Source organism: Pseudomonas sp. BW7P1, assembly GCF_024981055.1.
Lineage (GTDB): Bacteria > Pseudomonadota > Gammaproteobacteria > Pseudomonadales > Pseudomonadaceae > Aquipseudomonas > Aquipseudomonas bananamidigenes.
In genome coordinates this window covers 2,121,946-2,134,760 of the sequence record NZ_CP103374.1, presented here as the reverse complement: position 1 = coordinate 2,134,760, position 12,815 = coordinate 2,121,946, and the positions used below count along the sequence as shown (strand labels likewise).

The 12,815-nt window shown below is 60.4% G+C and carries 11 protein-coding genes; 5 read left to right on the top strand and 6 right to left on the bottom strand.

Going from position 1 to position 12,815, the window contains the following annotated elements; all coding sequences use genetic code 11:
- The first annotated feature begins 3 nt into the window (after positions 1 to 3).
- From NWV16_RS09745 to cobA, 5 genes are all read left to right on the top strand, one after another.
- Positions 4 to 1,674, top strand: a complete 1,671-nt coding sequence (locus NWV16_RS09745) for a bifunctional protein-serine/threonine kinase/phosphatase (RefSeq protein WP_260522847.1) — start codon at positions 4 to 6, stop codon at positions 1,672 to 1,674.
- Between the two features lie 310 nt (positions 1,675 to 1,984).
- Positions 1,985 to 4,438 (top strand): nitrite reductase large subunit NirB, encoded by a 2,454-nt coding sequence (gene nirB / locus NWV16_RS09740; protein WP_260522846.1) that lies wholly within the window; start codon positions 1,985 to 1,987, stop codon positions 4,436 to 4,438.
- A complete protein-coding gene (gene nirD, locus NWV16_RS09735; protein ID WP_007951992.1) occupies positions 4,435 to 4,752 on the top strand; it encodes a nitrite reductase small subunit NirD in 318 nt (105 codons plus the stop codon). The genes nirB and nirD overlap by 4 nt, the downstream gene beginning before the upstream one ends.
- Positions 4,752 to 7,466, top strand: a complete 2,715-nt coding sequence (locus tag NWV16_RS09730; RefSeq protein WP_260522845.1) for a nitrate reductase — start codon at positions 4,752 to 4,754, stop codon at positions 7,464 to 7,466. Before nirD ends, NWV16_RS09730 begins: the two co-directional genes overlap by 1 nt.
- Positions 7,467 to 7,479: 13 nt before the next feature.
- A complete protein-coding gene (gene cobA, locus NWV16_RS09725) occupies positions 7,480 to 8,232 on the top strand; it encodes a uroporphyrinogen-III C-methyltransferase (protein WP_260522844.1) in 753 nt (250 codons plus the stop codon).
- Between the two features lie 74 nt (positions 8,233 to 8,306).
- On the opposite strand, the gene NWV16_RS09720 is transcribed toward cobA, so the two are convergent.
- The 6 genes from NWV16_RS09720 to rraA all read right to left on the bottom strand — a co-directional run bounded on the left by NWV16_RS09720 (position 8,307) and on the right by rraA (position 12,789).
- Positions 8,307 to 9,356: an OmpA family protein gene (locus NWV16_RS09720; RefSeq protein ID WP_260522843.1), complete on the bottom strand. Its 1,050-nt coding sequence runs from the start codon at positions 9,354 to 9,356 to the stop codon at positions 8,307 to 8,309.
- A 107-nt stretch (positions 9,357 to 9,463) separates the two neighbouring features.
- Positions 9,464 to 10,048 carry an RNA polymerase sigma factor SigX gene (sigX, locus tag NWV16_RS09715; protein WP_065259735.1) on the bottom strand — a complete coding sequence of 195 codons (585 nt, stop codon included), beginning with the start codon at positions 10,046 to 10,048 and terminating at the stop codon, positions 9,464 to 9,466.
- Between the two features lie 90 nt (positions 10,049 to 10,138).
- On the bottom strand, positions 10,139 to 10,963 hold the full coding sequence (locus NWV16_RS09710) for a mechanosensitive ion channel family protein (RefSeq protein WP_065259736.1): 825 nt from the start codon (positions 10,961 to 10,963) through the stop codon (positions 10,139 to 10,141).
- 2 nt (positions 10,964 to 10,965) lie between these two features.
- Positions 10,966 to 11,214, bottom strand: a complete 249-nt coding sequence (locus NWV16_RS09705; protein ID WP_065259737.1) for a CrfX protein — start codon at positions 11,212 to 11,214, stop codon at positions 10,966 to 10,968.
- A 63-nt stretch (positions 11,215 to 11,277) separates the two neighbouring features.
- Complete coding sequence (locus NWV16_RS09700; protein WP_065259738.1) at positions 11,278 to 12,273, bottom strand: zinc transporter ZntB; 996 nt, start codon at positions 12,271 to 12,273, stop codon at positions 11,278 to 11,280.
- A 24-nt stretch (positions 12,274 to 12,297) separates the two neighbouring features.
- Positions 12,298 to 12,789, bottom strand: coding sequence for a ribonuclease E activity regulator RraA (gene rraA, locus NWV16_RS09695; RefSeq protein ID WP_260522842.1), 492 nt, complete (start codon positions 12,787 to 12,789; stop codon positions 12,298 to 12,300).
- Positions 12,790 to 12,815 lie beyond the last annotated feature (26 nt).

Below are 12,815 nucleotides of genomic sequence, written 5' to 3'. Positions count from 1 at the left end.
CGAATGGCCCTGCAACTGAGCTTCGCCGAAGCCAGCGCCACCGGACCGCGCGCGGAGAATCAGGACGCCCTGCGCCTGGTCACGCCAGCCCCGGCGCTGGTCGCCAGCAAAGGGTTTCTGTTTGCCATCGCCGACGGCGTCAGCCAGTGCGCCGATGGCGGTCTGGCTGCGCGCTCGACCCTGCAGGCGCTGGCGCTGGACTATTACGCCACCCCGCAGACCTGGAGCGTGGCCCAGGCGCTGGATCGCCTGCTGCTCGCGCAAAACCGCTGGTTGCAGGCCAATGGCGGCGGCCAGCCGTTGCTCACCACCGTCAGCGCGCTGGTCCTGCGCGGGAGGCGCTTCACACTGGCGCATGTGGGGGATTGTCGGGTTTATCGCTGGCACGCCGACACCCTGCAGCGGATCACCGAGGATCATGTCTGGGAACAGCCGGGCATGCAGCACGTGCTCAAGCGTGCACTGGGCCTGGATCAGCATCTGGTGCTGGATTTTCTCGACGGCGAGCTGCGTGAGGGCGAAAGCTTCGTGCTGCTCAGCGACGGTGTCTGGGCCGTGCTTGGCGACACGGCCATCGCCGGAATCCTGCGTGATCAACCGGACCTGCACAGTGCGGCACAAACGCTGGTCTACGCCGCGCATCTGGCCGGCAGCCAGGACAATGCCAGCGCCTTGCTGGTGCGGGTGGATGCCGTGGGGGAAGCGAGCATCGGCGATGCGCTGATCCAGTTGCAGCAATGGCCGCTGCCCCCGACGCTCAAACCGGGTCAGAGCTTCGAAGGCTGGCTGGTGCAAGGCGTCGTTGGTCAGAGCCAACAATCGTTGCTGTATCGCGTCCTCGATGGCCAAGGCCAGGCGTGGCTGTTGAAGACCTTGCCCACACGGCTGGCGGACGATGCCCACGCAGGCCAGGCCTTGCTGGCGGAGGAATGGTTTCTCAAACGCGTGGCCGGGCGACATTTCCCTGAAGTCCATGGCGCCAGTCAGCGTCAGCATTTGTACTACGTGATGCGTGAATATTCGGGGACCACCCTGGCGCGACTGTTCGAACAAAGCGGCCCGATGCCGCTGACTCAGTGGCAGGACGTGGCCGAACACCTGTTGCGGGCCGTCGGCCTGCTGCATCGGCGGCAGATTCTGCACCGCGACATCAAACCGGAAAACCTGCTGCTGGGGGACGACGCCGAGTTGCGCCTGCTGGATTTCGGTCTGGCGTATTGCCCAGGCCTTTCGCAAGACACGCCATCGACGCTGCCGGGAACCCCGAGTTATATCGCCCCGGAGTCTTTTCGGGGCGATGCACCCGAGGCTCGTCAGGATCTGTATGCGGTGGGCGTGACGTTGTTTTTCCTGCTCACCGGACACTTCCCCTACGGCGAGATCGAAGCCTTTCAGCGTCCGCGTTTCGGGGTGCCGGTGAGTGCGGCGCGTTATCGGCCGGATCTGCCGGAATGGCTGGCGCAGTGTCTGGAACGTGGCGTCTCGGCCGACCCGTTGCAACGCTATGAAACCGCCGAAGAATGGCTGCTCACGCTGGAACAGGGTGAACGTCGCAGCCTGAATGTTCGCCCTCGCCCCCTGCTCGAACGGGAACCGCTGAAGGTCTGGCGGACATTGGCGTTACTGGCGCTGCTGGGCAACCTGGTGCTGCTGTTCCTGTTGTTTCATGGCTGACTTGTCGCTCCATTAGCGGGCAAGCCGCATCCAATCGGTGCAAAAACCACAATGACTCTCGGGCCTATTTCTGCGCCACCTCAATGAATTCAAGGCTCAGCGCGACTTGGCACAACCACTGCATTATCGTTTTCAACTGACATAAAGCCCGACCTTCAACGACGAAGGCCAGGCTTCCCGAGAGAACGGGACAAGGACAAAGGCGTCCTCGCCAGGTAACTGGCGGGACGCCTTTTTTGTTTGCGCCATTTTTGTCGAGCAAGGCCTGACTGCCCACAAGAGGCAAGCCCGAAGCTCCCCGGAGAACCTGATGAAAAAACTCAAACTGGTGATGATCGGCAATGGCATGGCCGGGGTCCGTACCCTGGAGGAACTGCTCAAACTGAGCAACGAGCTGTACGACATCACGGTCTTCGGCGCCGAACCCCACACCAACTACAACCGCATCCTGCTGTCACCGGTGCTGGCCGGCGAACAGACCTTCGACGAGATCGTGCTCAACGACCTCGACTGGTACCTGCAAAACAACATCAAACTGCTGCTCAACCGCAAAGTGGTGGAGATCGACCGGATCAAGCGCCGTGTAATCGCCGAGGACGGCACCGAGGCCGAATACGATCGCCTGCTGATCGCCACCGGCTCGACCCCGGTCATCCTGCCAATCCCCGGCAACACCTTGCAGGGCGTGATCGGTTACCGCGACATCGCCGACACCCAAGCGATGATCGACACCGCCAAGATCCACAGGCACGCCGTGGTGATCGGCGGCGGCCTGCTCGGCCTCGAAGCGGCCAACGGCCTGATGCTGCGCGGCATGCACGTCACCGTGGTGCACCTCGGTGAGTGGCTGCTGGAGCGGCAACTGGACAAGACCAGCGGCCAGCTCCTGCAAACCGCCCTCGAATCCCGTGGCCTGCACTTTCGCCTGTGCGAACAGACCCAGGCCCTGCACGACGCCGGCAACGGCCGCGTCGGCTCGGTGCAATTCAAGAATGGCGACATCATCCCTGCCGACCTCGTCGTCATGGCCGCCGGCATTCGACCCAATACCGAACTGGCGGAAAAGGCCGGCATCCCGTGCAATCGCGGGATTCTGGTCAACGACACCCTGCAGACCTACGACCCACGCATCTATGCCATCGGCGAATGCGCCAGCCACCGTGGCATTGCCTACGGCCTGGTTGCACCGCTGTTCGAACAGGCCAAAGTCTGCGCCAACCACCTGGCGCAACTGGGTTTTGCCCGTTATCAGGGCTCGGTGACGTCGACCAAATTGAAGGTCACCGGCATCGACCTGTTTTCCGCCGGCGACTTCATGGGCGGCGAAGGTACCGAAACCATCACCCTCTCCGATCCGATCGGCGGGGTGTACAAGAAACTGGTGATCAAGGATGACGTGCTGGTCGGCGCCTGTCTGTACGGCGATACGGCAGATGGCGGTTGGTATTTCCGGCAGATTCGTGAGAATCACGCCATCGGCGAGATCCGCGATCACCTCATGTTCGGAGAAAACGCACTTGGAGACCTAGGACATCAAGGCCAGGACAAAGCCATGAGCATGGCCGACAACGCCGAAGTCTGCGGCTGCAACGGTGTGTGCAAGGGCACCATCGTCAAGGCGATTCAGGAACACGGCCTGTTCAGCGTCGACGAAGTGAAGAAACACACCAAGGCCGCCAGCTCCTGCGGCTCCTGCGCCGGGCTGGTCGAGCAGATCCTGATCAACACCGTCGGCGGTGCGGCGGACGTCAAACCGAAAAGCGAAAAAGCCATCTGCGGTTGCAGCGATCTCAATCACGGCCAGATCCGTCAGGCCATCCGCGAGCAGCACCTGCTGACCATCGCCGGCACCATGAGCTACCTCAACTGGCGCACCCCGAACGGCTGCGCCACCTGCCGCCCGGCCCTCAACTACTACCTGATTTCCACCTGGCCCGGCGAGGCCAAGGACGATCCGCAGTCGCGGCTGATCAACGAACGGGCCCACGCCAACATTCAAAAGGACGGCACCTATTCGGTGGTGCCACGGATGTGGGGTGGCGTGACCAACCCGTCGGAACTGCGGCGGATCGCCGATGTGGCGGACAAATATCAGGTGCCGATGCTCAAGGTCACCGGCGGCCAGCGCATCGACCTGTTGGGGATCAAGAAGCAGGACCTGCCCGGCGTGTGGAAAGACCTCGATATGCCGTCCGGTCACGCCTACGGCAAGTCGATCCGCACCGTGAAAACCTGCGTCGGCAGCGAGTTCTGCCGCTTCGGCACGCAGAATTCGACCCAGTTGGGCATCGACCTCGAACACGACCTGTTCAACATGTGGTCGCCGCACAAAGTGAAGCTAGCGGTCTCCGGATGCCCACGCAACTGTTCGGAAGCGGGAATCAAGGACGTAGGAATCATCGGCGTCGATTCCGGTTGGGAGATGTACATCGGTGGCAACGGCGGGATCAAGACCGAAGTCGCCGAGTTCTTCGTCAAGCTCAAGACCGCCGAGGAAGTGCGCGAATACAACGGCGCGTTCCTGCAGCTGTACCGCGAGGAAGCCTTCTACCTCGAACGCACCGTGCACTACCTGCAACGGGTCGGCATGGAGCACATCAAGAAAGCCGTGCTGGAAGACCCTGAGCGCCGCAAGGCTCTGAACGAGCGCCTGCAATTCTCCCTGTCGTTCGAACAGGACCCGTGGAAGGAACGCCTCGCCCAGCCGCAACTGAAGAAAGAATTCGACGTGATCCCCATGAAAAACCTGGAGGTGCCGGCATGAACTGGCTCGATATCTGTGCTCTGGAAGAGATCAATGCCCTCGGCTCGCGGATCATCGCCGGGCCCAAAGGTGACATTGCGATCTTTCGCACAAGCGACGACGAAGTTTTCGCACTCGATGACCGCTGCCCGCACAAGGGCGGCCCACTGTCACAGGGCCTGATCTATGGCAAGCGCGTGGCCTGCCCGTTGCACAACTGGCAGATCGACCTGCAGTCCGGCGAAGCCCAGGCACCGGACGTCGGTTGCGCACATCATCACCCGGCCCGGGTCGAAAACGGCCGCGTGCAACTGGCCCTGCGGGACGCCGTCTGATGAACCGCAAGACGACCGCCTCGACCTGCTGTTATTGCGGGGTCGGCTGCGGCGTGCTGATCGAGCATGACGGCGAGCGCATTCTCGGCGTCAGCGGCGATCCGGCGCACCCGGCCAACTTCGGCAAACTGTGCAGCAAAGGCTCGACCCTGCACCTGACCGGCGATCTGGCGGCGCGGGCGTTGTACCCGGAATTACGCCTGGGCAAAGGCCTGGCGCGTAGCCGTACCGATTGGGACACGGCGCTGGAGCACGCCGCCAATGTGTTCGCCAAAACCATCGCCGAACACGGCCCCGACAGCGTGGCGTTCTACATCTCCGGACAGTTGCTGACCGAGGATTACTACGCCTTCAACAAACTGGCGCGGGCGCTGGTCGGCACCAATAACATCGACAGTAATTCGCGGCTGTGCATGTCTTCGGCAGTGGTGGGTTACAAGCGCAGCCTCGGCGCCGACGCACCACCGTGCAGCTACGAGGACCTGGAGCTCAGCGATTGCGTGATGATCGTCGGCAGTAACATGGCCTACGCCCACCCGGTACTGTTTCGTCGGCTCGAAGAGGCCAAATCCCGCCGCCCGCAGATGAAAGTCATCGTCATCGACCCACGGCGCACCGACACCTGTGATCTGGCCGACCTGCATCTGGCGATTCTGCCGGGCACCGATGTCGTTTTGTTCCATGGGATTTTGCATCTGTTGTTGTGGGAAGACTGGATCGACCGCGACTTCGTCAAGACGCACACCGAAGGCCTCGCCGAGCTGAAAAGCCTGGTGCGCGATTACACGCCGGCCATGGTTTCGCAGTTGTGCGGAATCAGCGTCGAGCAGCTGCAGCAATGCACCGAATGGGTCGGCACCGCGCCGAGTTTTCTGTCGCTGTGGTGCATGGGCCTTAATCAGTCCACCGCCGGCAGCGCGAAGAACAGCGCCCTGATCAACCTGCACCTGGCCACCGGGCAAATCGGCCGGCCCGGTGCAGGACCTTTCTCCCTGACCGGTCAGCCAAATGCCATGGGCGGGCGGGAAACCGGCAGCCTCTCCAACCTGTTGCCCGGTCATCGTGAGGCTGCCAACCCGGAGCACCGCGAAGAAGTGGCGGCGTATTGGGGTGTGGATTCGCTGCCGGAAAACACCGGTCTCAGCGCCATCGAACTGTTTGAGCAGATGCGCAACGGCAAGATCAAGGCGTTGTGGATTGCCTGCACTAACCCGGCGCAATCGATGCCGGACCAGAACGCCGTGCGCGCAGCGCTGGACGCCTGCCCCTTCGTGGTGTTGCAGGAAGCGTTTCGCACCACCGAAACCGCAGCGTTTGTCGACCTGCTGTTGCCGGCGGCCAGTTGGGGTGAGAAGGAAGGCTCGGTGACCAACTCCGAACGGCGCATTTCCCACGTCCGCAAAGCCATTGCCGCACCGGGTGAAGCGCGACCGGACTGGGCGATCACGGTGGATTTCGCACAACGACTGGAAAAACGTCTGCGCCCGCAACAGCCGAGCCTGTTTGCGTTTGATCGCCCCGCTCAGCTGTTCGATGAATTCAAGGCACTGACCCGTGGCCGCGATCTGGACTTGTCCGGCATCAGCCATGAATTGCTCGACGAAATCGGGCCGCAACAATGGCCGTTTCCTCAGGGCGCCCGGCAGGGTACGCCACGGCTGTACTGCGACGGCATATTTCCTACGGCCAGTGGTCGCGCGCAGTTCGTTGCCGATCCCTACCGCGCTGCCAAGGAGCAACGGGACGCACGCTTTCCACTGACCCTGATCACCGGTCGCCTGCGCGATCAATGGCACGGTATGAGCCGCACCGGCACGGCAGCGCAGTTGTTCGGGCATGTCAGCGAAGCCGTGCTGAGCCTTCACCCGGACGAATTGCGCCGGCACCGTTTGCAGCCGGGGGATCTGGTGAATCTGAAGAGCCGCCGGGGCTCCGTGATCGTGGCGGTCGCCAGCGATGACAGTGTGCGTCCGGGCCAGGCTTTTCTGCCGATGCACTGGGGGGACCGTTTTCTCAAGGGCGGCGTGAATTGCCTGACCCTGCCCGCCTTCGATCCTTTGTCGAAACAACCGGAACTCAAGCACAGCGGTGTACGCCTGGAACCGGTGAGTCTGCCCTGGCAGCTTTTCGCACTGATCGAGGGCGATGTTCAACGGCACTTCGAGGCGCTTCGACCGCTGTGTGAGGCGTTTTCCTACGTCAGCCTCAGCCTTGTCGGTCGCGAGCGCCCGGCGTTGCTGATACGCGCTGCCAGCGCCGCCGCGCCCGATCCGCAATTGCTGCGCGAAATCGATCAGTGCCTGGCTCTGATCGACGGTCCGGTACTGGCCTATGACGATCCGCGCCGGGCCATCGGCAAACGGGTACGTATCGAGAGCGGGCGAATCACGACGATCCGCCTCGCTGGCGAGACCCTCGCCCAGCATTGGCTGCAAGGCCTCTGGCTGGAGGGCCGCGCAGATGAACAATTGCGGCGCTGGCTGCTGGCGCCGATGAGTGCGCCACCGGGCAATGCCGGTGTGCAGAGCGTTGCCGACAAGACCTTGTGCAATTGCAGGAACGTCAGCCATAGCGCGGTCTGCGCCGGGATTCGTGAAGGTCTGGATTTGCAGGGTTTGAAAAACACACTGGGCTGCGGCACGCAATGCGGTTCCTGCGTCCCGGAAATCAAGCGTTTGCTGGCCGCCGAAGCACGGCCGGTCGCCGTTATCTGAAGAGGAAAACACCATGAACGCAAAAGTCTGGCTGGTGGGCGCAGGTCCCGGCGATCCTGAATTGCTGACGCTCAAAGCCGTGCGCGCCTTGCACGAAGCGGATGTGGTGCTGATCGACGATCTGGTCAATGACGCAGTGCTGGAGCACTGCCCTGACGCACGGATCATTCCGGTCGGCAAGCGCGGCGGCTGCCGCTCGACGCCTCAGGCATTCATTCATCGGCTGATGCTGCGTTATGCGCGTCAGGGCAAATGCGTGGTTCGCCTCAAGGGCGGCGATCCCTGCATCTTCGGCCGTGGCGGCGAGGAAGTGCAGTGGCTGCGTGAACATGAGGTTGAAGTGGAACTGGTCAACGGCATCACTGCCGGGCTGGCCGGGGCAACGCAGTGTGATATTCCGCTGACTTTGCGCGGCGTGGCGCGGGGTGTGACGCTGGTTACCGCGCACACTCAGGATGACAGCCAATTGAACTGGCAGGCCCTGGCACAAGGCGGTACGACCTTGGTGATCTACATGGGAGTGGCCAGGCTCAGCGAGATTCGTGAGCAATTGCTGGCAGGCGGGATGGCGATGGAGACGCCGGTGGCGATGATCGAGAACGCATCCCTGCCGCAGCAGCGGGAATGCCGGAGCGATCTGACGGGGATGGAGGAAGCGGCCTGCAGCTTCCAGCTCAAGAGCCCGGCCATTCTCGTAATTGGTGCAGTGGCGGCTTCTGCGGCCCGAACCGATTTGCTCGCCTGGCCGGCCGATCAGTCGGCCTGATCATCTGGTTTCACCAAATCGCAGACAAAGAAAAGCCCGGCATAAGCCGGGCTTTTCTCAAAGCAGCGAGCTAATTACTTAGCTTGAGCTTCAACCTGAGCTTCTACGCGACGGTTAACGGCGCGGCCAGCTTCGGTTTTGTTGTCAGCAACTGGACGGGTTTCGCCGTAGCCAATCGACTGAACGCGGGACGATTCAACACCGTACTGGTTAACCAGAACTTGTTTAACGGCGTTTGCACGACGCTCGGACAGTTTCTGGTTGTAAGCGTCAGGACCGACGGAGTCAGTGTGACCTTCAACAGTGGTGTGAGTCGATGGGTACTGCTTCATGAAGTCAGCCAGGTTCTTGATGTCAGCGTAGCTGTTTGGCTTGACGACCGACTTGTCGAAGTCGAACTTCACGTCCAGCTCTACACGAACAACTTCAGCAACGGCTGGGCAGCCATCAGCGTCAACAGTTACGTTGGCTGGGGTGTTAGGGCACTTGTCAACGTTGTCGCAAACGCCATCGTTGTCGCTGTCGGAGCAGACTTCAGCCGGAGCTGGAACTGGAGCAGCAGCTGGCTTGCCGCCGCCACCGAAGTTCACACCCAGACCAACGGTAGGAGCGTAGTCCCAACGACCGTTGTCCAGCTTGTAGTCAGCTTCAACACCAGCACGGGCGTAGAAGTTGTCAGTGAAGTACAGCTTGGCGCCAGCGCCGATACCAACGAAGGTCGACTGGTCACGACCGCTATGGCCGTCAGCGATGACGTTGGTCATGCTCTTGTGACCAACGCTGCCTTCAACGTATGGACGCACCATGTCGCCTGGGTTGTTGAAGTGGTACTGGGAGAACAACTTGAAGTTGTCGCTCTTGATTTTCTGGCTACCGGTACCGTCGTTCGAACGGGTGTAGTTGCCTTTATCGTAGCCCAGACCGACTTCTACGTCGTCGGTAATGAAGTAACCGATACGGGCGCCAGGGTTGTGACCGTCTTCAACGTGGTTAACGCTGTCGTTGTACTTCTTCTGGTAGAACAGCTCGCCCTCAACTGCGCCTTGGCCTTGTGCCAGTGCGCCGAACGAAGTAGCGGCAATCAAAGAACCAATGGCCAAGCCCAAGGTGTTTTTCAGTTTCATCCGTTAAATCCCCATCTGGTGATTGTGAAGCAGTCCCGCAAACCGGGGGACAACTCGGCGGCAAGTCTATCAGAACTTGCCTACACGTAAGAGATATTTGCGCCGAACTAAGTTTCAGCAATGCCTGCAAATTTCTCACGCAATTTATCTAGAGCACGTTTGTACCGCATTTTTGTCGCACTCAAACCCATGTGCATGATGTCTGCGATCTCCTGGAATTCCAGCTCTGCGACAAAACGTAGCACCAGAATTTCCCGGTCGATCGGATTCACATACACCAGCCAGCGATCGAGTCCGCCCTTCTCCTCGGGTTTCGGCGCCTTTTCTTCGGACGCTTCCTCGAGGGGATCAAGACTCAGTGCGTCCATCAAGCGACGCTTTCGCCGTTCCTTCCGATACTGCGTGATGCACTCGTTGTACGTGATGCTGTAGAGCCATGTCTTGAACTTCGATTTCCCCTCGAAGTTCTTCAGGCCATACAGCACCTTCAGCATCACTTCCTGACAGACATCGTCTGCATCGCGATCGTTCCCAAGATATCGTGCACAGACGTTAAATAATGTCCGCTGGTAACGCCGCATCAATTCTTCATAGGCGCGCGTCACGTGAAACAGCTCGGTATGCGAGCGCGCGACCAACTCCTCGTCAGAGAGCTCGCGGGGGTCGTAGCGCGTGGTTTGGGCTTTATTCAAAACAAGTCGTGCCGACAGTCAGGTCAATGTCCACCGCAGCCAGCCTCAGCTGGCATTTTGCGGCGGCATACATTAGCAGGGTTTGCCGGATTAGCGGCTACTCACATGCTGTTCCAGCAGGATCCGATTGGAGAGAGAGACTAGCTCACCCTCATCGGTCAGCAATGTGGTTTTAACCGTGCCGATCTCTTCGATCTGGCCTTCGACCTCGCCAACACGCACTTGTTGCCCAACCTGATACAACTCACGCACATAGATTCCCGCAAGAATCTGACCGGCAATTTCCCGGCTTCCCAAACCCATGGCCAGCGCAACCGCCAGACCAACGGTAATCAATACGATGACAATCACATGGTTCAGCAGGTCGGTCTTGACCTCGAGCTGACTGATCGCGACCGAAATGCTGATGATGATCACCAGCCCCTGGGCAATACGCCCAAGTCCTGAAGCGTAGTCCAGTCCGACGCCTTCTGCCGCACCGCGCACCAGACCGTTGGCCAGTTGCGCCAGCAAAACCCCCACCAGCAGCACCAGTGCAGCGCCGAAAACCTTCGGTACATACAGCGCCAACATGTCCAGCGTAGCTGATACTCGCTCAAGTCCAAGAGATTCTGCTGCGGAAACCAGGAAAATCAGCAGAACGAACCAATAGACGATTTTTCCGATCAACGTCGAGATCGGTACCTGCAGTCCCGCACGGGACATCAGTTTGGTCAGGCCGGTGCCGCCCATCAGGCGGTCAAGGCCGAGTTTGGCGAGCAGTTTGGACAGCAAAGTGTCCAGCAGCTTCGCCACGACGAAGCCCAACAGCAGCACCACCAGTGCGCCGAACAGGTTCGGGATGAAATTAGCGACTTTGGTCCACAACGCAGTCATTGCCGTGACGAGGCTCTGAGTCCAGAGATCAAGTTCCATATTCAATCAGCCTTATCAGCAGTGCGAGCGTTAGGTTTACGGAGACGGGAAACCGGCGCGACATGAGCCGAGCCGTTGTTCAGGGCGATCATCAGCGCGGGCAGCCAGCGGCCCAGCAGGCTGAACAGATCACCGGCGCCGACCTGGCGGTTAGCGGTTTTGAGTACGCGGCCCAGGCAGGCATCGTCGTCACGGCCGGACGGCGAGGCGTTGAGCATGTCGCGCAAAGACTGTTCAAACGGATCGTGCATACGCACCTCTCGTGATGTCTGTGGAAGACGCGGGCAAATTTGGTCGGGTCACATGGCCCATCGTCAAACCCAGCGCAATCGGCGGAACAACCACCATTGTCCGAGCGCCACCAGAACCATCAGCAGGCACGCCACCAGGAAGCCGTAAGGATTTCCGGAAAGCGGAATTCCACCGACATTGATCCCCAGCAGGCCGGTGAGAAAACTCATCGGCAAGAAGATCCCGGTGATGATCCCGAAGCGATACATGGTGCGATTCATGCGCACGCTCAAACGCCGGTCTTCGGTGTCCAGCACAAGCCCCACGCGCTCCCGGGTCAATTCGAGCTCTTCGAGATAGCGGGTCAGGCTGTTGTTCAATTCGTTCCAGTAGTCCGCGTCGTCATCGACGAACCATGGCAGTTTTATCCGTGTCAGCTGTCCGAAAATTTCCCGCTGCGGCGCAAGAAAACGCTTCAGTCCGGCTGCCCGGCGACGGATGTGCAAAACCGCTCCGTGTTCGGGGGTATACCGTTCGTCGGCATCCAGCTTTTCTTCCTCTTCATCGACCACCTCCGACAGGCAAGTGACCAGATCCTGCACCTTGTTGGTGAGGTATTGCGCCAGATAAAGAATGAGTTCGGACGAGGTTTTCGGGCCCTTGCCCTCCCCCAGCATCGCCAGCAATTCATCGGTGGCGCGCAAGGGGCGCAGACGCAAGGAAATCACGCGCTGGGCCGAAGCGAAAATCCGTACCGAAACCATATCTTCAGGCTCGGCACCGGGATTGAGGTTGACCCCGCGCAAAAACAGCAGCAATTCGGAGTCAGGCAGCGGCAACAGCCGTGGACGGGTATTCTCTTCCAGCAGCAGATCGCAGGTGAATTCGTTGAGCCCGCTGGATTTGCGCAGCCAGGTCTGGGTCTGCGGATGACTGCGATCCCAATGCAGCCACAGGCTTTCATGGGCCTGCAGCTGCAAGTCGTCGAGTTCAGTCCGGGCTATCGAACGCGCACCGCCTTTACCGTCCAGCACCAGGGCATGCACCAGCCCCCATTGCGCGTTTTCTTCCTCGAACATCCTCACCCCGGTTTCTGCCGCGATTTATTCAGGCATTTTCAGCGGACTTGGCGAGATGATCACGCCGTTGTTGTCCGCATAAATGTATTCACCCGGCTTGAACGTCACGCCGGCAAACGTCACGGGGACGTTGAGATCGCCGATGCCACGCTTGTCGGTCTTCATCGGGTGGCTGGCCAGTGCCTGCACGCCGAGATCGGTCTGGGCGATGACATCCACGTCACGGATGCAGCCGTAGATCACCAGCCCTTCCCAGCCGTTTTTCGAGGCCTTCTCAGCCAGCATGTCGCCCAGCAGCGCACGCCGCAGGGACCCGCCGCCATCGACCACCAGCACCTTGCCGTTGCCCTTGAGTTCGACCTGCTCCTTGACCAGCGAGTTGTCTTCGAAGCATTTGATGGTCACGATCTCGCCGCCGAAGGAATCACGGCCGCCGAAATTGCTGAACATCGGTTCCAGTACCTGCACCAGCTCCGGATAGGCGTCGCACAGGTCAGGCGTGAGGTAATGGTTCATCGAATAACTCCTGTAACAAGGAAGAC